A 21,017-nucleotide genomic window follows, 5' to 3' on the forward strand; every position below is an offset into this window, starting at 1 on the left:
AATGTTTCTCCTCCATTAGCGTTAAAAATATACAATAAATAACCCCACTCTCTACAAGGCTCGGGGCGCAGCAAAGCTGCAATAACAATCAGGTAGCGACATCATAAGGGCAGGAGCCCTTTGTTTAGGAATTAATTAATATGTGTGGAATTGTAGGTGCTGTCGCACAACGTGATATCGCAGAAATTCTAATAGAAGGTCTTCGCCGTCTTGAATATCGTGGTTATGACTCAGCGGGTATGGCTGTGGTTGACCATGAAGGCCATCTCCAACGCTTGCGTGAAGTTGGTAAAGTTCAAATGCTGGCGGAAGAAGCGGAGAAAAACCCAGTATCAGGTGGAACGGGGATCGCACATACTCGTTGGGCTACGCATGGTGTTCCAAGCGAACGCAATGCTCACCCTCATACCTCTGGTTACATTGCTGTTGTTCATAACGGTATTATTGAAAACTACTTAGAACTGAAAGATGAGTTAAAACAGCTTGGTTATGTGTTTAGCTCTGAAACGGATACTGAAGTAATTGCTCACCTTGTTCATCATGAACAACAAAAAGGTGGCACTTTAGTTGAAGTGGTTCAGCGTGTTATTCCACAATTACGTGGTGCTTATGGCACAGTGATTATGGATAGTCGTACTCCTGAATTATTAGTGGCAGCCCGTTCGGGAAGCCCGTTAGTGATAGGCCTTGGTGTTGGTGAAAACTTCCTTGCATCAGACCAACTTGCTTTATTACCTGTTACCCGTCGTTTTATTTACCTTGAAGAAGGGGATATAGCTGAAGTGACACGTCGTACAGTACGTGTATTTGATCAGCAAGGCGAAGCTGTTGAACGTGAACAAATTGAATCAAACGTTCAATACGATGCGGGTGATAAAGGTATTTATCGTCACTATATGCAAAAAGAGATCTACGAACAGCCATTAGCAATTAAAAACACCCTAGAAGGGCGTTTTAGTAAAGACAATGGTATCGATCTCAGTGAATTAGGCCCTAAAGCCGCTGAAATTTTATCGCAAGTTGAACACATTCAAATTGTTGCTTGTGGTACTTCTTACAATGCTGGAATGGTCGCTCGTTATTGGTTTGAATCACTAGCGGGCATCCCTTGTGATGTGGAAATCGCTTCTGAGTACCGTTATCGCAAACCTGCTCATCGTAAAGGCAGTTTGATGATCACACTTTCACAATCAGGTGAAACAGCGGATACATTGGCTGCATTACGCTTATCGAAAGAGTTAGGTTATTTGACCTCTCTTGCAGTGTGCAACGTTGCAGGTTCTTCATTGGTACGCGAATCAGACTTTGCGCTAATGACCAAAGCTGGTGCAGAGATTGGTGTTGCTTCAACGAAAGCATTTACCACTCAGTTAACCGTATTGCTGATGTTAGTGGCGTATATGGGGCGTATTAAAGGGGGCAACCCAGCGCTTGAGCAAGATATTGCTAATGCATTGCATGCATTACCTGCGCGTATTGAAAGCATGTTATCCCACGATAAAGTGATTGAAGCGCTGGCGGAAGATTTTTCTGATAAAAACCATGCCTTGTTCCTTGGCCGTGGTGAGCAATTCCCTATTGCTGTTGAGGGGGCTCTGAAGCTTAAAGAAATCTCTTATATTCACGCTGAAGCGTATGCGGCGGGTGAATTAAAGCACGGCCCTCTAGCGTTGATTGATGCGGATATGCCAGTGATTATTATTGCGCCAAATAACGAGTTGTTAGAAAAATTAAAATCTAACATCGAAGAAGTCCGTGCGCGTGGTGGTTTACTATATGTATTTGCTGATCAAGATGCTGGTTTTGAGGTGAGTGAAAATATGAAAATTATCCCTCTTCCTCATGTTGAAGAACTGATCGCACCGATTTTCTATACTGTTCCTCTACAGTTGCTGTCTTACCATGTTGCGTTGATCAAAGGTACCGATGTTGACCAACCACGTAACTTGGCTAAATCGGTAACGGTTGAGTAAATAGCATTAGCTTTCACCTATATTTTGAATATTAGTGAAAATATGCCCGATTATATGATATGAAAATATAATCGGGTTTTTATTTTATGATTAAATTTATTTAGATTTTATGTTTATATTGACTATAATAATCATCGCTTGCTATTGAGTTTTTTCTTTTATTTATCGGTAATGTGACATGATCAGCATCAATTAAATATAGTGTACCATCTTTTATTTTTAATACATTACCTTCAACATGTGCATCATGTATTACCCTGTCTTTACTAAGTATAAAATTTACTGATTCTTTCTTGCCTACATTTACACCATCAATATATTTTGATATTAGAATGGGCGTTCCATCTTTTAACTTGCTTGCTCGAGAGTAGTCTCTCCCATTTACCTCATTCAATATTCTTGATGTTCTATCACAATTAGAATAAGAGGTGCTAAATGATCTTGCTGATTGTGGTAGTTTAACTGCAAAGTCACCTATTTTATAAACAACCCCATATGATCCAGAGCCGATGTGGCAACCATTTTTTGTAATATAATCAACATTTTGTTGTGATTTTTCTTTTTTAAATATATCTATGTCATGAGGTAATATCATCCGATAAATAGAATATGCTATATTAGATACTGATTTTATTTTTGAATAAAATGGAAGCTCTGATATGACATTTCTTATAGAAACAGAGTTTAAATATGGTTTGTCTATTGATAACATAAATTACCTTTCGTATGTATTGAAAAAAAATGTAATATCATAAAACAGTAACTAATTATTTAAAAAATCGTGTTTTAGTTATTTTTTATTAATATAGTAATTTTAAATTAATATTGATTTTTGGCAAAAATGGAGAAAAGTAATGTTTGGTGGTTTTATAAGGCAGTAATTTATTTTGATATAAAATAACTTCAAAAATTTTTTGTATATCATAAGGTTGATCTGAATTTTGATGATTAACTTTCACTCGATTATCTTGATAGCTCAGTAAGATACAAGGTAACAGAGAGAGCTTAAGTTGTTTTGCTACTTGATAGCGATGATTACCATCCATAATAATACCTGTGTGCATTTCACATGGGATCGGGGTTGTCCAAGTTCCATCACTGGCAATTTTATTGCTTAGATAATCAATATGCTGATCATCTGTTTCTTCTGATGAGCAAAGAAATTGTATTGGTTTCAATTCAATATGGTAGGTATTGCTAGTCATAACATCACCTTTATCAATAAAACTCGTTATATTTTAAGTTGCAGCATAATGCGTGACTGCAACTCAAATTATATAGAGAGTAATTAATGGTTTTCTAAGCTCACAAAGTATCCAGGTTCATAAGGAATAGATAAAAATGTTTCATAGAATGTTTTAAATGTTTTATCTGCATTTAAATCAGCAAATAGCTCTGGGTGGATCCAGTGAGCTAGCTGCTGTATGGCAATAAAATCATAAGGACTGTTATAAAATTGATGCCAAATAGCATAAAACTGTCGGTTTTTAACAGCATTACTACCAGTATAAGCGGATTTTTTTAAGTATTTTTCTAATTTTATTTTAGCCGCATTAAGGTCTTCATTAGGTCCTAAGCCAATCCAATCGCCTTCAGGCATGAATTTTGAAAAATTGGCACTGGTAATAATGACCTTATCTGGATTAGCAACAAGCACTTGTTCAGGGTTCATCATATAGAAGGTGTTAGGGGCATTGTTTGCGCCTATATTGTTACCACCAGCGAGGGCAACAAAGCGGCCAAAGTTACCATCACCAAAAGTAAGACAGCACTCATCGGTATAACCACCAATACGTTCAATAAAAATACGTGGTTTTTGAGGGTTATTTTGTGCAAGCACATCACTTACTCGCTTTAACTGCTCTTCTCTAAACTCAATGAATTTCTCAGCGGTTTTTTCTTCACCCCAGAGAGCGCCAAATAAGCGCATGGTCGGTGGTGTATTTTTTGATGGGTTATAGCGAAAATCAACATAGATAATCGGGATCCCCGCTTTCTGTAATGCTTTATCGTGCCCTTGTTCTTCAATGGCGGTTTTAGCTTCAATATTCATAATGATGACATCAGGTTGCAAAGTTAATGCATGCTCTATGTTTAAAGAACGTCTTTCTGTACCACCAAATGTTGGGATTTGTTTAAGTTCAGGGAAATGCTCACTATATTGACGCCATGTTGCAGGATCTGAGGTTTGCATATCGTTCCCCATTGCAACAATACGTTTGGCTGGATTTTCTTTATCTAGCATGGCAACAAGGTAAAGCATACGTCCTTCGCCTAAAATGACTTTTTTTACTGGAACATTAACAGTGACTTTTCTATCTAAAATATCAGTAACGACGATAGGCTTTGCTGAAATTGCAGCAGAGAATAGTAAGGTTAATGTAAACAATAATAGCGATATTATTTTGTTAGATAACTTATGCTTTCCTTTCATATAGATCCTTATTAGAGGAATGTTTTATCAGTAACGTGATGGTAATTAAGCATGTGATATAACCAACGAAAACGTAATAAAAAAGCCAATCAATTCCAGGATATAGTATCAATATGCTTCCTAATGCAATTCCTCCGATAGAGGCAAATTGATTGATACTTTGTGATAAACCTAGCACGTAGCCTTGATGTTCAGAGGGTGTCGCTGATGATATTAATGCAGTAAGTATAGGGGTTGTCGCACCAAGCAAAGTTCCCCAAAGTAAATACAGTAAAGCAAACCAAACAATTGCAGGGGTCAGTGCAAGGCCGATAACAACAATAGCGCAGATGAACGTTATCCATTTTAAACGAATCAATGAAACAGCTACTGATTGGTATTCAAACCATTTAGCCCATAATTGAGCCGATAGGATCACGCCCATTGCCTGTAAGCCATAAATCAGGCCAATAACCCAGTAGTCTATTGAATAGGTGTGGCTGAGATACAATGAAAAACTGGGTAATGTGATCATCCTACTCATTAATAAAAGCCCCATTAGTAACATAAGATGTTTCACAACTTGTTGAGGGCGATATTTTTTTGTGCTGTTAGATGATTTTTTTGCCTGAGAAACTGGATGAGGTTTTTTATCTGAAGGTAGAAAAGCAAATACAATGATTGCACAAGCAGCACAGAGCAGCCCTGCAATCATATTGATCCAGAAAAAATTGAGATAATCTAAGATTAGCCCGCCACAAAGAGCTCCCAGTAAAGAACCGATATTTGTAGATACTTGTAGTAAGGCAAAAAGTCGCGTTCGCTTTCTAGGATGAGTGACAGAAACACCATAAGCTTGGGCTGGAGCAATATACCCTGCACAAGCACCTTGTACTGTCCTTAATAATAAAATTAGCCAAGGGTCGTTACAAAGTGATAATAAAATTTGAGTAATCGCTAAGCCAAGTAATGCACGGATCATCATTGCTTTATTGCCCGTACGATCACCCATTCTTCCCCAAAAAGTGCTGGTTAGCATAATCCCAGCCATTGGAGCCACATAAACCATCGTCAAAGCAAATGATAATAGCCAGCCTGAGCTATTATTTTGTAAATGAATAGGCCAAAAAGGCCCACTCATTTCCATCGCTCCCATTGAAACAATTTGGATACCAAATAAGAATCCAATAATCAGATGGCTTTTCAGTAGCTTCACGTCTAATTCACCTGATATTGGGTTAAATTGATTTCACGGAAGGCCGGATGTTGGATATTAGGATCCATTCCTAAATAGCCCATGCACCAAGTGTATATTTCGTTTGTATAAGGGAGTGGAATATGGAGATATTCACCTAAACGAACCAGTAAACTTAATCCATAAACAATGTCTTCCTGAAATACCCGATGTTGTTTATTAAAAACCCAACCACCTTGCTTATTTTTTATTAATGGTAATTGAACTCCATAATAAGCTTTATTGGTACGAAGTATTGACCAAAGAGTTTTCATGTCATCAATTTGATCTAAATAAAACTCGCGCAACTCATCAACTAAGGGTTTTATTGTGACTAACGAAATATTTAATTTTTCAATTAAATGTCGACAAATTTTGAGCCGTTCATCATCACAGCGTTGTAAGTAATAGGCACTGAGCTCTGTACAATCATTCCACCAGCAGATAGGCGATTCAAAATACTTTCCATACCATTGAGCATATGGGCCTATTAGCCCATAGATCACTGCGCTATGCATGATGGGGTTTGCTGGTGTTAGGGTGATTTCCAAATAATTATCAAGGACGCTAATAGGCGCTGAATATAACCTTGATAACCATTTATGAAGCTGCTGTTTATTGGCTTCATTTTCTCGATGATGAAAGGCGATGAAAAGTGCTGATTTTCCCCCACCGAAACAAACTTTCACCCCAGGCTCTAGCCCCCATGCGATATGAGGGACATCTTTCATCCCCCAAATTACAACATTAGAATTGTCTTTAAAAAATTGTTCTGCAAGCCAATCAAAACCATTAATACCAGGAATAGCACCAATAAAAACAATCTTTGAAGAAGATAGATAAGGGGAGATGAAACCTAACCAACTTGCTTGATGATGAGAAGGAACCGTAAGAATAATAATGTCAGCTTCAGGTATTACCTGTTGTGGTGAATCGGTTATTAGATCAACAGGATAGCTAACTATCTCACCATTATTGTAATGAACAGACAAAGTGTTGTTTTGTTGTTGGTGTTGTTCAACTGTTTTTGTGTTTCGGGTTAGTAGCGATGCTTTAATATTGGGATATTGACTAAATAGAGCAATAGCTAAGTGGCCTGTTTGACCTCCGCCACAAATAACGATATTAAGATGCTTATCTTTCGCCATGATTTCCCCCTTAGCTCGCCTTCTCTAATGAAACAGTATTAGTGAGCCAATGATTAAGTTGATGAGATATATCAGGTGAGATTAGATTACGAGAGCTGAGCCACTGCTCGTTGAATACAGTATTAAGGTATTTTTCACCACCATCGGCGACAATAGCAACGACGTTCCCGTGAAGAGTATCGTTATTAATATACTCTAAAGCTTTATAGATAATTCCTCCGGTAGAGCCTCCAACCAATAAACCATATCGGCTAGCAACAAACCTTGCGGTTTCAAATGCTTGGATATCTGAAACTTGTGCATTATGATCAATACAACTGTAGTCTAGTACTAAACCAACTACATCCCCTTCAGGGGTTCCGGTTCCTGATTGATAGTAAGGTTTGCCGGGGTGCCCAAAAACAATCGATCCTTCAGGTTCTACAGCGACAGTGATAGTTTGTGGGTTATGAGATTTTAGCCCTTGAGAAACCCCTGTCATTGAGCCGCCTGTACCAACACAGCCTACATAAGCATCAATTCTGCCAACTTGTTCGATGAGTTCACAAACTAATGCAGCATAACCACCTGAGTTTGCTGCATTATCAGATTGATTCATAAATGTTGCATTAGGGAGTTGAGAGGCTAGTTCACTGGCAAGGCGTTGGCGTTCGACAACGGCTACCTCATTTTCTTGATAATTACCGGTGACATAGCGAATTTCAGCGCCTAATGCCTTCATTATCGCTATTTTGTCGGGAGCTGCGTGATGATCAACAACAGCAATAAAATGTAAATCAAACTCGATGGCTGCAAGTGCAAGGCCAATCCCTGTGTTGCCTGATGATGATTCAATGATGGTACTTTTCGGCTTAATTTTTCCCGATTTAAGGCCTGCAACAACCATGTTGCGAGCCATTCTGTCTTTCATACTTCCACCGGGGTTGTTCTTCTCTATTTTTAAAAATAGGGCACTTTTTTTATGGGGGACTGCAATACGTAAAATGGGTGTATTGCCGATCAACTCAGTGATTTTGCTGTAGATCATAAGCTTACCTATTTAGTGTCTTTGAAAAAGATAAACTGCCCAACATTGTTTTCCTGTGCATACAACCGGCAAGGTATTGGATGCCGATGAAATTGATTTTCAAGCAAATCCATTTGGTATCCCGCAGTGTTAACAAACCCTAACAAATCACCTGCTTGGGGAAGGGTATTAAATAAAATAAGCCTATGAGTGATAACGTCATCTTCTAGGCAGCTATGCCCTGCTATCCATGCACGGATAGGTTGTTGTTTTGATTGTTTGGTAACTATATGAAAGGGATCGAGTAAAAATTCAGAATTGAACCATGTTTCGCAGGCACTAAAACTACTGCCTTCGACAAATATAATTGGCTGTTCGGATTGTTGGCAGGTACGTACCACTCGAAATAGAGTGATGGCACTTTGATCAACAAGACTACGCCCAGGTTCTATTGTTAATGTGATGTTTCGCTTATTAATGTATTGGGCAATGGTTTCATTGTCAGTACATTGACTCCCTAGCAAGGTATTAAGCCACTGTTCAGCGGACTGTTCATTACCATAGGGGTAAAAATCGGTTGGTATACGATGATTTTGATAACTTTCAGTGGTTTGATTATTAATCCAAGCTTGGTAGTGTTCTGTTGGAACATATTGAATAGGTAGTCCGCCTCCGATATCTATTGTTTGAATGTGGAGTCCTAATTGTTGCGATAATTCAATCAGTGGTAATATTTCTCGAAAGGCTTGTACTCGTGAAGCTAGCGCATAACCACCTAAATGAAAGTGGATGCCTTGCCACTGTAAGCAGGCGTGCTGTTTAGCTAATTTAAGTGCGTCAGAAAAAGCGGTATATTTCATGCCAAATCGTGAATGGCTTGAATGTGGTTGATAGCGAAATAGCACTCTCGCTTTTCGTGATTGAGGCTTTAATAAACGTAGAATATCGTGTAGCTCTTCAAGAGAATCTATGACGATCAATGAATTATGTGATATTAGTTGCCAGAGAAAATCATCTGTTTTGGCTGGGCCTGTCGCGCAGATTTTTTCAGGTGAAATACCATATTGGTAAGCATCGTTCCATTCATGAAGGCTTGAAACATCAATCCCAATGTTTTCTTCAATAGCTGTTTTGACTAGGATGTTTGATTGATTAACTTTCACACCATATAAAATAGATCCTTTTACTCTATTTTCTTGAAAAACATTTTTTAATTTTAGAATGTTTTGCTTCATGGTATGAGGAAAAACTAAATTCAATGGCGAACCATACCGCTTAACTAATCCAACAAGTTGTTCATTATTAGCAAAACATAATCGATGAATAAGAGCATCCATAATAGGCGGAAGCTCTGTTGGTGCGATTGCTTTGGGTAATAGATGAACAACTGATGAGATATCGACTAAGTTAGTTTGATCCACCATGATTTTTACCTCTTAAAAGTCAACAGTAATTGAGCCCATTACCGTTCTTGGTGAGCCTTGAGCGAAGGTGCTATAAGAGGCAACACCAGACCAATAGTGTTCATTTAAAATATTGTTGATGTTTAGCCTTAATGTTACAGGAGTATTGGAAACCGTCGTTTTATAAGCAGAACCTACATCAACGGTTGTCCATGAGGGAATTGAGTGTGTATTCTCTTTATTCACATATTGGCGAGTGTGGTAATTAACATTACCGTTGATACTTAAACCAGAGACTGAGGGGATATCGTATTCAGCGCCAATATTGGCTACCCAAGGTGATACACCGACAGGTTCATTACCTTTGTTTTGCCCTGAAGCTGTCTTGGTCAACTCTGCTTGGATATAGGTAACACCGCCAGTTAAACGAAGCGAATCAAACGGTTTGCCTGATATGCTGAGTTCGATCCCTCGGTTTCTTTGTTCATCATTTGCTGAGTAAATCTTACTGTTAGGATCTAATGATCCACTAGGCTTGCTAATTTGGAATAGGCTTAAAGAGGTTATTGCAAATGGTTGTTCATACTTCACCCCTAACTCGTACTGTTTTGAACGAAATGGTTTCATCATTTCGCCACTATTTTTTGCATCAATAGGTGCCGTACTGCCTTTGCTTAGACCCTCTACATAATTAGCATAGAGAGAAATATCATCAGTAGGTTTAAACAAGACGCCAATCAGGGGCGTTATTGCAGACTCATCATAACGTGTTGAAAGCTGCCCTAAAGTAAAGCTATCAGATTTTATATTTTGATAGCGGATGCCCGGCGTCACCATAAAATCATCGTTAAAGAAACCAATAGTATCAACGAGAGAAACCCCCGATAGCGTATTTTCAGAGCGTTTAGTTATTTCAGGATAAGCGGGGATCTGTTTATCAATATACGTTGGGTTAAATAAATTGGTGTTATAAGGTGTTCCTGCTGTTGTGCCAACACTGTAGCGATCAAAATATCGATTCCACTGTAATGCGAGTTGGTGTGATAAATTCCCTGTCATAAATTCGCTTTTTACCCCAGTACCGATTGAATAACGCTGGGTTTTGGATTGAAAATTCATGATATAGGTTGAAATATCTCCTTGGTCGTTGAGGATAGTGTAGGTTTGCTCATTGACACGGTCGATACGAGTGCGTGCTCCACCAACATCCATAAACAGAGAGGTATTACTTAATACGTCATATTCCATATGTAATAATGCTGAATCATCATTGGATTTCCACCACGTCCAAGGGCTGGCTAAGTTAGTTTCGCCATTAGGTGCAGGGGGAACAACGCCATTAGCACCTAAATAAAATGGCCGGTTAGAGGCATTCATGTTTTGATTTTGAGTAATTAAATCTAAGGAAGCGCGGAATCGTTCATTAGAGTAATCTAAAGCGATTGCACCAACGCCAAGCCGACGCTCTTGATGATCAACGGCGGTATCGCCATTGGTATAGCTACCGTTAACACGAATACCAAAGTATTGATTATTGCCTAAATCATAGAGCCGACCCACATCTAGTTTGCCCCCTAACTGCGAATTACTGAGGTACTGAGCAGTGAGTTGTGTAATAGGTTGGGCACTTGCGCGCTTGGTAACAACATTGATAACCCCTCCGACTCCACCTTCAGGGGACATGCCGTACAGCAATGAGGCTGGGCCTTTTAGAATATCAACACGTTCAGCATAGTCTGTTAAAAGTTGAAAGTTAGGTGATACACCGTAAACTCCATTCAGGGCAAATTCGCCAATATTACCTTCAGTAATAGGAAAGCCGCGAATATACAAGGAATCAAGAAGGCCACCTTTTGAACTGCTAATTTGTATAGATGTATCATGGGACAAAATATCTGAAATTTGTTGCGCTTGTTGTGACTGCATATAAGCAGAATTGTAATTAGAGATATTAAAGGGGATATCCATAATATCTTTATCACCTAATAAACCTGCTTGCATTGTTCGAGATGAAAAGTCATTAGGCTGCTGATTATTATTACTTTTTGTGGTAACTAATATACTGTCTTTATTTTTTTGATCATTAGATTGAGCGTATGCTGCCATCGCACTTGATAGCCCAATAATAACAGATAACCATGTGGAAAATATATTTATCTGCTTAGCTGTATGCTTAAATTGTGTAATCGTTAATTTATTTTTCATATTTAAATTATCATTCAATTGATTTTTAATAAAATGAAGGGAACAGCGTTATAATCACCTTCTTATTTTATGGTTTTTTATTTATTTGATGGAAATAACAGAAACGGATTTGTTAACCCATGCTGTATTCGATAATTAGTATATTGTTGAATATGCATACTAAGTAACGAACGAGTTTGCCAAGGCGCATTCATAAATATTTGGTATTCATGCTGCCATAAATTGTCATCAATTCGTGGTTGGAGTTGTTTAAAAACATCATCGACAATTGTTTTTAGTTCCAACCAAAGCTGATGATCGGTCAATCGATAAAAGCGTGTCAGATGGACGGCAAGTTCATGTAAGTGACTGACTAAGCAAGCATCGATCAGAAATGTTCGAACGGGCTCAATATCTTCCTCAAAAACAGTTGGTAAGATGCCTGGCCAACGATACGCTTGAAGCTGATAGCCTCGCTGGCTTAATAGAGGTAAAAAAGTCCGTCCATCACCATAATCACGAATTAAAAATTTTTGAGGGATGCCTTGAGCAGTGAAAAGAACTTGAGTATTTTGCTGGTGGGCTTCCAGCGCCACACCATAAAGTAAAAACATTGAAATACAAGGTTCTAAAACAACAGCCGCATAATGACTAAACCACTGTCTAGGTGTTAGACCCGATTTTTCAATTAGTTCAGTAAATATTGGTTTCTGTTGATAGGGTAAATCAGTAAATAGAGTCGCCACTGTTATCGGCAGTAAATGCGCATTTTTTTCATAAGCATCGGCAGAACGGAACACCACAGAAAGAAAGCGGCCTGCTGCATCATCTTGCTCTATAGCATGACGGTAATAGATACCAACATCTTCACGTAGAGACTCCATTTTTCCATTGAAATAGTGTTCGTGTTTTAAAATATCATCGATTAATTGGCTGATCCTTGGTCCCATATGAATAGACTTTGCTTGCAAGCTACGCATTTCACTGGTCATCCAAACGGCGATAGGTAATTTTATAAATGCAGTATTGGCTGCATCTGTTGGTAGCATTGTCCTAAATGACATGGTGGGTTTTGTTTCTAATTGAGGGCCGTTAATGAGTAAAATTTTTTCTTCAATCAATGATGTCGCTTGTGATTTTACCCAATGGTTTAAATGCCAATTATGAACCGGAAGAGGTAGCCATTGTTGAGGATCTTCTCCTTGCTGGTTTAGCCATTTGACCCATTGTTGACCGACAATCGGGAATTGTTGAAGGAACCAATCATGGATATTTGATACATGTGGCAGTGACTCAACATAAGCCATGTCTCGTCGTAATGCCATAATCGTTAGATTGACCGTGGCATTAAACTCAGGGGAAAAGGTAGCAACATCTTCAAAACTCATGCTTGGCCTACTTTTCCATGTAGGGTAATAGGGATGCCCTTCTAGTGACCCCCATTGATCAAGAAATAAAGCTGCATCACGCATACTATATTGATCAGTAACCCAATCGGTTAGGTAGTTAGTATTGCATTCTACCATTTGAGTGTTAATTCGCTGTGACCACTTTTCACGGTAATTGCGTGCGTTAATATCATTATGGATACTATTTTTTATATCTGATTTTAATTTATTTATATTATTATGACTAAATGATATATCTAATTCATTTTCTAAGCTATCTAGAAGATAATCTGTCGTTTGAATAATTTCCTTTTGATTGCTTTTATTAATTAAATAAATTTTCCCATAGTTGAAAAAAGTGTCTGCGGGGTATATATCCATATTATTAAAAAGGATTTTATAAGGTGTTTTTTTGAATTTATAAATATATCCACAATGATCTATATCCCAATAAACTTGCTTTTTATCAATGAGTTTTTCACAAAACAAGCAATGAATAAAACGTCTAAGACTATTATTATGAGAGTGTTTTTCATTAATGCCAAAAGCAACTTTCTTTATAGGGTTATTTATCATAATCAGCCTCTTAAGCTATGAAAATGAATTAATTAACGGCACACGTAATCTATGTTCATTAATGTGAGAATATAGATAGGAGTACTTGAAAGATGATGTTAATAACGTTAGCATTACAAAAAAAAATAGTAAATGATAATTATTCTTTTTTTTATTCTCAGTTGTGAGCAAAAGGAAATAAATAAGTTATTCAAATAATTAACAAGAAAGGTGCAATCATGACTGATTATGCAACGGTTTATTTATTTGTTCCTGGTGATCAACCTCAATTGTTTGATAAAGCCTACGCAAGTGATTCAGATGTATTGATCCTAGACCTAGAAGATTCAGTTCATCCTTTACGTAAACCAATCGCTAGGCAAGAAATACAGGGTTGGCTAACAAACTATCAACAGAATAAGCAAACACCCAAGATAGCCATTCGAATTAACCAACCTGATAGTGTGGAATATCAAAAAGATATTGATTGGATAACCAATAATTATTTATTACCTTATCTATCACACCTTGTGATACCTAAAATTGAGTCATCTATCATGGTTAATAAAGTCAGAGAACATCTGCTTTATGGCCAACCAGATGATATCTGTGTGCCTATTATCGCTATTATTGAAACTGCATGGGGGCTACATCGCGTACATGAAATCGCGAACTCAGGGATTTATCGTTTGGCATTTGGTTCTTTAGACTTCTCATTGGATATGCAGTGTGACATGTCACGAGAATCTTTATTATTTGCGAGATCACAAGTGGTACTTGCTTCACGCCTTGCTGGGCTTTTGCCTCCTATTGATTGCGTGACACCTGATATTGATGAGTTATCAGTACTTGAAGCGGAATGTTTACATGGTAAATCATTGGGTTTTGCTGCTAAATTAGCTATCCACCCAGCTCAAATTTCAATCATTAAACAATCGTTTGATATTAGTGAGCAGCAGGTTGCTTGGTCTAAAGCGGTATTACATAAAGCTCAAGATCAATATGCGTTTAAAGTGGACGGGAAAATGGTTGATTTGCCTTTAATTTTACAGGCAAAGAAATGGTTGAATTATTGTAAATAAATCAAGAAAATCAATGGAATAATCATTTTTCGCTATTTATGATAAATTTGAATAAATCAATATTATTGATAGTGTTCCGGTTATACTTAATGAGTTAACCGGAACTATTATTATCTACAATAAATATTTTATCTCTTTGTGATGGAATGAATTAAAATAACGCTCTTTTGATTTGGGGTCATGATATATGTCTTTGTACATATGGTGTATTTCAGTGGTTCCTATTGAAAGGGTTCTGGATCGTCCTGTAGGCATTGCGACTAAATCAGCATCGATTAAATAGAGTTTTCCTGATTTATCTTTTATTACATTACCATTTGAATCACAGTCAAAAATGATACGACCTCGAGATTCAACAAATTCACGCGCTTCTTTCCCTTCAATAGATGTACCATCAATAAATTTAGTTACGAGTATTTTATTCCCATTATTCAGTGTGATAGAACGTGAGAACTCAGAATCTTTGTTTGTTTCATTTAATATTCTTGAGCACCGTTCAGGATCAGCATAATTCTCATTTTCAAAATCTACATCATGATAAATTTTAATAACAAAGTTATCTATTCTATACGCATGACCGTAAGAGCCATGACCTAAATCATCGCTTTTTTTGATGGTTATTATTTTCTGATTTTTATAATCGCTATAGTTTCTTAGTAATGTTTTTTCTCTAGGATTATTTTTTGAATCATCACTTTTCATTTTTAGAGTGAAATTTTCTAGTGTATTACAAAGAATATCAATTTCACCAATGTTATTTTTAGTGGTTATTTCTTTACTAACAGGGCTTGTTGATGATGTTGACTTATTGTTTTTAAAGGTTATTTTTGTAGTTTCTCCTATGGTGTTTTTAACGATAGTATTATGTATGTTATGCTTACTCGTATTTTTCACACTAATTAATTTGTCATAACTATTATTTTTGTTACTTTCAATGTTTTCAAAGAATTTAACAATACTACTAATTTTGTTACCTAATACTATCATAAGAAATTATCTCCATTAAAAAATTTATTTTTTACGAAATGGAGTCTTTTTTATATAAAAAAGTGATGTTAGGTTACTTTTTTAATAACGTACTCATATCATTAAACATTGATTCCCATTCATCATTATCAATATCCATTAAGCCAAAGTAGCGCAATATAAAGGCACCTTCGGTGGCAAGGAACATTAAACGAGCACGCTTCCCTTGATCCGTTGACGTGTCTAGGTTGCGCAATCGTTCACGATACCAAACACGGGTACTCTCTAAGTATTCAGGTGTTTGTAGCAGAGAAGCCATTAGTGCAGCACCTTTTGCAATAGCAGTTTGGTCGTGTTCATAAGTTGCGAGCCGATGGGCGTTGATACGGTTTTCTGGAGAATCATCTTTTGCTAATTCGCGATTAAATATTTGATCATAAGAGTAGCTCCAACGGTCAAACATGGCATCAATCAACGCTTCTTTGTTACCAAAACAATATTGAACCCCACCTTTAGAAATTCCCATTGATTTTGCAACAGCATCAATAGTCAGTGCGGCAGCGCCTTGCTTGATGACAATGTCTTCAGCTGCATCAAGTACTTTATCACGATCAATCGTTCGTTGACGTCCCATTTAGAAAAACCTCTTTTCAATACGTACGTATGGATTTATATTATAGCACGATCATTAATGAATAATGATTAAATTAACGTGTAGAGATTATTTTATGCTAGCAGATTACAAACGCTGGATTATTTTACTTTTAGTTTCAAGTGTCCTCTTTCTCATCGTTATCGATGTCACTGTGTTATATACCGCTTTGCCTCGATTAACTCATGATTTAGGAGCAACATCTTCCGAAAAGCTATGGATTATGAATGCTTATCCACTGATTGTGGCTGGGTTATTGCCTGCTGCGGGTATGCTGAGTGACCGTGTTGGCCATAAATTCATGTTTCTTATGGGATTACCTCTATTTGCGATTGCTTCACTTTGTGCAGCATTTTCACCCACAGCAACTAGCTTGATTTTATCACGTGGCTTTTTAGCTGTTGGGGCGGCGATGAGCATGCCAGCAACGCTATCAATTGTTAGGCATGTGTTTTTAGAGCCAAAAGAACGGGCTCTTGCAATTGGTATTTGGTCAGCAGTTGCTTCTGGCGGGGCTGCAATTGGACCTTTAGTTGGCGGGATCTTACTCAATCATTTTTGGTGGGGTTCCGTTTTTTTAATTAACGTTCCGGTCGTATTGCTTGTTTTACCTTTTGCTTGTTTGTTAATTCCTAAATGTGGCGGTGAAGGCTCACAGAAAATTGATTATATCGGTTCAGGTTTGGTTCTGATTGGATTGATTGGCGCTATTTATGCCTTAAAAGAATTAGGTAAACCTTATACAAATTGGTGGGAATTTGTTATCGCGGCGATAGTCGGTGGTGCATTTTTGACTATGTTCGGTCGTAGGCAAATCGCCTCTAAGTCGCCAATGATTGATTTTAAATTATTTGCTAACCCACGCTTTAGTGCTGGCGTTGTTATGGCAATATTATCAATGGTAATTATTGTTGGTATTGAATTGTTATTAAGCCAAAGATTGCAGTTGGTGATGGGTTACACGCCTCTCCAAGCAGCAATGTATGTTATCCCAATTCCATTAGCATCGGTATTAGCGGCTCCTTTAGCGGGTATATTTTTACATAAAATCGGTGAAAGATATCTCACTATCTTTGGTTTTGCTTGTACATTGATTGGGGTGATCGGCCTTACTTATGTTTATCAAAGCTCGACAGGATTAATATTATTAACTTTCTTGTTCTTAATTGGCTTTGGTTTAGGGGTTGCGTTTACCACGGCATCAACCACGGTTATGTTAAATGCCCCAGATAGTAAAGCCGGTATGGCGGCATCTATTGAAGAAGTGGCTTATGAAATCGGTAGTGTACTCGGAGTGACTTTTATGGGAGGGCTAATGAGCGCCATTTATACCATGAAATTATCATTACCTGAGGGAATACTGGTTGATGAGAAAGCTTATGACAGTATTGATGAAGCCTTTATCGTTGCAGAAAGTTTGCCGAGCGATAGCGCTAATATTTTGATCACACAAGCAAATGTTGCCTTTGATCAAGCATTTGGCGGTGTAATGGTATCAACGACGGTTATTTTGATACTCAGCACATTATTGCTTCCTTTATTTTTCAGAAAAAATTAAATTTAATATAAACTGTGTGCTAATTTTTAGCACACAGTTATTCTTTTTTATTACGACACAATAAATTTAGTGGGTTTATTTAAATTAGATTATCACATTAATATATAGCCTGTTTAAACCATTTTTTAAGGATGCTATGTGTCTTGTTTAAATATAACGGATTATATAAGTGAAAGTAGTTGGGAACAGGCAAACCGCTATCTTGTTAGAAAAATGCTTAATTGCTTTTTCTATGAGAGAGTTATTAATCCTGAAATGTATTCCTCAAATAAATACATTCTAAATATTGATGATAAAGATGTGTGTTATTCTTTTTCGGCAACCCATTACTGGATAGACCACCTTGATATTGATATTGACTCAATTGAAAAAACCAAGAGTGGGATAGATGTGAATTTAGATGCTTTATCATTTATCTTAGAATTAAAAGATAAGCTTATTATTGATGAAAAAGTATTGCCAATCTATTTAGATGAGGTCATTGCAACATTGAATAGCATGGCATATAAGTTTCAAGCTAATAAACTTAGCTCTAAACAGTTAGCGCATGCGAGTTACCAAACCGTCGAAGCTTCGATGAATGAGGGTTTTCCTCTAATGTTTGCCAATAATGGTCGCTATGGTTTCGATTCTACTGATTATTTTAAATATGCTCCTGAGTGCGCAGAACAACAACAGGTTTTATGGATAGCCGTGCACAAAAGAAAAGCTAAATTCTCCAGTATATCTTCAATTGATTATCAACAATTAATTGCATCTGAATTATCGGTTCAATTAATTGAAAAATTTAGAAAAATAATGGATAAGCATGATGTGATCAATGATGATTACTACTGGATGCCAGTACATCAATGGCAATGGCGTGAAAAAATTTCAACTCGGTTTACACCTGATATTGCAGTCAAAGAAATTATCTTTTTAGGGGTAGGAGAAGATAACTATTTAGCTCAGCAATCTATACGAACACTGTATAATGTTAGTCACCCAGAAAAATGTTATGTAAAAACCGCATTATCAGTGATAAATTCGGGTTTTATCAGAGCGTTATCACCAAGCTGTATGGCAGTATCACCGGTAATTTGTGAGTGGTTAGATTCGCTGATTTCCCAAGACGCCTATTTCTCAGAAAAAGGCTTTAGAGTAATTAAAGAAATCGCCACAATTGGTTATCGGGATAGCCGAATTGAATCTGTATTCGATGATGAAAGGCATGCCGCCCATCCTTATAAGGGGATGCTTTCTTGCTTATGGCGAGAATCTATTGTAGACAAAATAGCTGAGAACCAAAAAATAATTAGCATGGCATCATTACTGCATGTTGATAAAAATAACGATGCGCTCATTGCTGAATTAATCAAAGATTCAGGGCTATCAGTAGAGGAATGGATGAGTCGCTATTTAGATATCTATTTTTCACCATTGCTACATGCTTTCTTCTGTTATGATCTGATTTTTATGCCCCATGGTGAAAATGTTATTTTAGTACTGGAAGATAACCAACCTATTAGCATCTTTATGAAGGATATAGGAGAGGAAATAAAATTTCTAAATGCAGAAATAGATATTCCTGAAAATTTATCTTTACTGTCAATAAAAATAGATGATGATCTAAAACCTGAATATATTTTCAACGATATTTTTAATGGCATATTCCGCTTTTTACCACCTCTGTTAAGTAAATCATTTTCATTCACTGAACAGCAATTTTGGGAGCTAGTGGCGAGTGTGATTGTTAATTACCAAGAACGGTATCCTGAATTTGCTGATAAGTATCAGCGCTATGATCTGTTTGGGCCTGATATACCCTTAACAGATTTAAATTTGATGCAACTGAAAAATAATAGTGAAATTGTTGATTATGATAATCGAGGGCAAGAAATGAAGACTGAGCGAAAGTTACGTAATCCTCTTTTTTTGCTAACACATTAATGAATTAAGACGTTATAGCGGTGGCTAAATAGGTATTATTTAGCCACCACGCCAGTCAGTAATAAGCTATTTCACTTTTCTAATTAGCATCATGCCAAAGAATGGGCAGATAGCGAATAGTGCAAATAACCAAATTGACGCTTGCTGCGCACCTTCTAATCCTCCTGGCTTGATCAGTCCACTATTATTAACAACCACACCAACCAATGCTGCTGATAATGCAGTTGCATACAGTTGAACGGTAATAACAGAAGACGATGCAAGATTTTCTTCGCCTTCAGGAGCGGCATTGAAAACTTTTAAAACAAGGTGCGGCCAACAAATACCAATGCCTAATCCAACACCCATCATCGCTATCAAGTAAATAATGAAAAGTACGATTGAATGTACTAGTTGTAAGTTAGGCGTCAATATTGCGAGAACAACTAATGAAATAAATATGATGACCGGACCTGTTCTTAATATTTTTAATACTATCGGGCCAGTTTTGTTTGCACTGAATAAAGCACCAATTGTCCAACCGGCAGCCATAATTGCTGTGAGGTAACCAGCTGATAGCGGTGAGAAATGATGAATAGTTTGTAGAAAATAAGGAACATAGATCTCAGTTGTCATCCCTCCAACTAATAAACTCATTGTGAGATAAATGACGCCAAGTGTATTTTTTAGTGAATAGGAACCTGTTGGCAGTAGTCGTTTTCCATTCTTCCCATCAATAAGTGCAATAGTGATTAGGATACCAATACCTATCACTAGGCCAATGGTGTTTGATAACAGATCGCTAGAGAGGCTACCAATTGATATAGCTAACACTGAAGTAACTAATAATGTTATGGCTAATAATGGTAGCTTATTAGTTTGTTGTGAATGATTGTTCTTTCTCGGTAATTGACTGATCACAATCAATGCAAGCAGGATTGCGACAGGGATCAATGACCAAAATGCCCAACGCCAATGGCCGCCTTGAGCAAATATTCCACCAATAGCAGGGCCACAGAGAGTGACTATTCCCCACATTCCTGAAATCACCCCCATTGCTCTTGACCAGAGGTTTTCAGAAAAAACAATACGGATCAGGGCATAACTTAACGCAAATAAGATCCCTCCACCTAGTCCTTGGAATGCTCGACCCGCTAGCAGTGATAACATTGATGGCGATGTTGCACACCATATAGAGCCTAATGAAAATAAAAACAGTGCTGCCAAATAAGCGAATTTAGGTCCTAGATTATTGAGTATCTTGCTGGATAACGCAGAGCCAACAATTGATGTCGCGACAAATATGGTGGTATTCCATGCATAATATTCAAGCCCTCCGATATCATTAACAACACTGGGTAAAATGGTTGTCACGATATAAATATTAATGGCATGGAGTGCAACACCACCCGTAAGGGCGATAGTTAATAGTGCGTTAGTTCCACTGAGTAAATCAGCCCATTTGGCTTGTGTTGTGGTTGATGGATCATTGCTCATAGCGAGACCTGCTAGACGAGAGGGTTAGAAAAACGTAATATCCAAGTATT

The 21,017-nt window shown here is 37.3% G+C and carries 16 protein-coding genes; 4 read left to right on the forward strand and 12 right to left on the reverse strand.

All coding sequences use genetic code 11. The features are described 5' to 3' along the window. Window positions 1-140 precede the first annotated feature (140 nt). Window positions 141-1,973: a glutamine--fructose-6-phosphate transaminase (isomerizing) gene (glmS, locus tag AC3Z9T_RS16135; RefSeq protein WP_490127117.1), complete on the forward strand. Its 1,833-nt coding sequence runs from the start codon at window positions 141-143 to the stop codon at window positions 1,971-1,973. A gap of 100 nt (window positions 1,974-2,073) precedes the next feature. Here glmS and AC3Z9T_RS16140 read toward each other — a convergent pair whose 3' ends face one another. From AC3Z9T_RS16140 to AC3Z9T_RS16180, 9 genes are all read right to left on the reverse strand, one after another. Continuing rightward, on the reverse strand, window positions 2,074-2,685 hold the full coding sequence (locus AC3Z9T_RS16140; protein ID WP_490127118.1) for a hypothetical protein: 612 nt from the start codon (window positions 2,683-2,685) through the stop codon (window positions 2,074-2,076). Between the two features lie 88 nt (window positions 2,686-2,773). Further along, window positions 2,774-3,178, reverse strand: a complete 405-nt coding sequence (locus AC3Z9T_RS16145) for a hypothetical protein (RefSeq protein ID WP_490127119.1) — start codon at window positions 3,176-3,178, stop codon at window positions 2,774-2,776. A gap of 83 nt (window positions 3,179-3,261) precedes the next feature. Continuing rightward, a complete protein-coding gene (locus AC3Z9T_RS16150; RefSeq protein ID WP_490127120.1) occupies window positions 3,262-4,407 on the reverse strand; it encodes an ABC transporter substrate-binding protein in 1,146 nt (381 codons plus the stop codon). Next, on the reverse strand, window positions 4,391-5,602 hold the full coding sequence (locus AC3Z9T_RS16155) for an MFS transporter (protein WP_490127121.1): 1,212 nt from the start codon (window positions 5,600-5,602) through the stop codon (window positions 4,391-4,393). Before AC3Z9T_RS16155 ends, AC3Z9T_RS16150 begins: the two co-directional genes overlap by 17 nt. Before the next feature lie 2 nt (window positions 5,603-5,604). Next, window positions 5,605-6,768: an NAD/NADP octopine/nopaline dehydrogenase family protein gene (locus AC3Z9T_RS16160; RefSeq protein WP_490127122.1), complete on the reverse strand. Its 1,164-nt coding sequence runs from the start codon at window positions 6,766-6,768 to the stop codon at window positions 5,605-5,607. Between the two features lie 10 nt (window positions 6,769-6,778). Then, window positions 6,779-7,795 (reverse strand): PLP-dependent cysteine synthase family protein, encoded by a 1,017-nt coding sequence (locus AC3Z9T_RS16165; RefSeq protein WP_490127123.1) that lies wholly within the window; start codon window positions 7,793-7,795, stop codon window positions 6,779-6,781. Between the two features lie 8 nt (window positions 7,796-7,803). Then, window positions 7,804-9,198 carry a Y4yA family PLP-dependent enzyme gene (locus AC3Z9T_RS16170; RefSeq protein ID WP_490127124.1) on the reverse strand — a complete coding sequence of 465 codons (1,395 nt, stop codon included), beginning with the start codon at window positions 9,196-9,198 and terminating at the stop codon, window positions 7,804-7,806. A gap of 12 nt (window positions 9,199-9,210) precedes the next feature. Next, entirely contained in the window at window positions 9,211-11,382 is a 2,172-nt protein-coding gene (locus AC3Z9T_RS16175; protein WP_490127125.1) for a TonB-dependent receptor, read from the reverse strand. Window positions 11,383-11,459: 77 nt separating this feature from the next. Next, complete coding sequence (locus AC3Z9T_RS16180; RefSeq protein WP_490127126.1) at window positions 11,460-13,325, reverse strand: IucA/IucC family protein; 1,866 nt, start codon at window positions 13,323-13,325, stop codon at window positions 11,460-11,462. Window positions 13,326-13,543: 218 nt separating this feature from the next. Between AC3Z9T_RS16180 and AC3Z9T_RS16185 the strand changes: the two genes are divergently transcribed. Further along, window positions 13,544-14,386, forward strand: a complete 843-nt coding sequence (locus AC3Z9T_RS16185; RefSeq protein WP_490127127.1) for an HpcH/HpaI aldolase/citrate lyase family protein — start codon at window positions 13,544-13,546, stop codon at window positions 14,384-14,386. Window positions 14,387-14,500: 114 nt separating this feature from the next. Here AC3Z9T_RS16185 and AC3Z9T_RS16190 read toward each other — a convergent pair whose 3' ends face one another. After that, window positions 14,501-15,373 (reverse strand): hypothetical protein, encoded by an 873-nt coding sequence (locus AC3Z9T_RS16190; protein ID WP_490127128.1) that lies wholly within the window; start codon window positions 15,371-15,373, stop codon window positions 14,501-14,503. Between the two features lie 73 nt (window positions 15,374-15,446). Then, window positions 15,447-15,986, reverse strand: a complete 540-nt coding sequence (locus AC3Z9T_RS16195) for a TetR/AcrR family transcriptional regulator (RefSeq protein WP_490127129.1) — start codon at window positions 15,984-15,986, stop codon at window positions 15,447-15,449. A 94-nt stretch (window positions 15,987-16,080) separates the two neighbouring features. Between AC3Z9T_RS16195 and AC3Z9T_RS16200 the strand changes: the two genes are divergently transcribed. Together AC3Z9T_RS16200 and AC3Z9T_RS16205 are read left to right on the forward strand one after the other, a co-directional pair. Beyond that, window positions 16,081-17,562, forward strand: coding sequence for an MFS transporter (locus AC3Z9T_RS16200; RefSeq protein ID WP_490127130.1), 1,482 nt, complete (start codon window positions 16,081-16,083; stop codon window positions 17,560-17,562). 138 nt (window positions 17,563-17,700) lie between these two features. Beyond that, on the forward strand, window positions 17,701-19,491 hold the full coding sequence (locus tag AC3Z9T_RS16205; RefSeq protein WP_490127131.1) for an IucA/IucC family protein: 1,791 nt from the start codon (window positions 17,701-17,703) through the stop codon (window positions 19,489-19,491). Window positions 19,492-19,557: 66 nt separating this feature from the next. Here the strand turns inward: AC3Z9T_RS16205 and AC3Z9T_RS16210 are convergent, their stop codons facing one another. After that, window positions 19,558-20,967: an MFS transporter gene (locus AC3Z9T_RS16210; RefSeq protein ID WP_490127132.1), complete on the reverse strand. Its 1,410-nt coding sequence runs from the start codon at window positions 20,965-20,967 to the stop codon at window positions 19,558-19,560. Between the last annotated feature and the right edge of the window lie 50 nt (window positions 20,968-21,017).

The sequence above is a fragment of the Providencia sp. 6390 genome (genome assembly GCF_058148425.1).

Bases quoted from the DNA above. Each gene is read 5' to 3' on its own strand.
- AC3Z9T_RS16200 (WP_490127130.1), top strand. From the start codon at position 16,081: ATGCTAGCAGATTACAAACGCTGGATTATTTTACTTTTAGTTTCAAGT.
- AC3Z9T_RS16150 (WP_490127120.1), bottom strand. From the start codon at position 4,407: ATGAAAGGAAAGCATAAGTTATCTAACAAAATAATATCGCTATTATTG.
- AC3Z9T_RS16175 (WP_490127125.1), bottom strand. From the start codon at position 11,382: ATGAAAAATAAATTAACGATTACACAATTTAAGCATACAGCTAAGCAG.
- AC3Z9T_RS16190 (WP_490127128.1), bottom strand. From the start codon at position 15,373: ATGATAGTATTAGGTAACAAAATTAGTAGTATTGTTAAATTCTTTGAA.
- AC3Z9T_RS16210 (WP_490127132.1), bottom strand. From the start codon at position 20,967: ATGAGCAATGATCCATCAACCACAACACAAGCCAAATGGGCTGATTTA.
- AC3Z9T_RS16170 (WP_490127124.1), bottom strand. From the start codon at position 9,198: ATGGTGGATCAAACTAACTTAGTCGATATCTCATCAGTTGTTCATCTA.
- AC3Z9T_RS16195 (WP_490127129.1), bottom strand. From the start codon at position 15,986: ATGGGACGTCAACGAACGATTGATCGTGATAAAGTACTTGATGCAGCT.
- AC3Z9T_RS16165 (WP_490127123.1), bottom strand. From the start codon at position 7,795: ATGATCTACAGCAAAATCACTGAGTTGATCGGCAATACACCCATTTTA.
- AC3Z9T_RS16160 (WP_490127122.1), bottom strand. From the start codon at position 6,768: ATGGCGAAAGATAAGCATCTTAATATCGTTATTTGTGGCGGAGGTCAA.
- AC3Z9T_RS16185 (WP_490127127.1), top strand. From the start codon at position 13,544: ATGACTGATTATGCAACGGTTTATTTATTTGTTCCTGGTGATCAACCT.
- glmS (WP_490127117.1), top strand. From the start codon at position 141: ATGTGTGGAATTGTAGGTGCTGTCGCACAACGTGATATCGCAGAAATT.
- AC3Z9T_RS16140 (WP_490127118.1), bottom strand. From the start codon at position 2,685: ATGTTATCAATAGACAAACCATATTTAAACTCTGTTTCTATAAGAAAT.
- AC3Z9T_RS16145 (WP_490127119.1), bottom strand. From the start codon at position 3,178: ATGACTAGCAATACCTACCATATTGAATTGAAACCAATACAATTTCTT.
- AC3Z9T_RS16180 (WP_490127126.1), bottom strand. From the start codon at position 13,325: ATGATAAATAACCCTATAAAGAAAGTTGCTTTTGGCATTAATGAAAAA.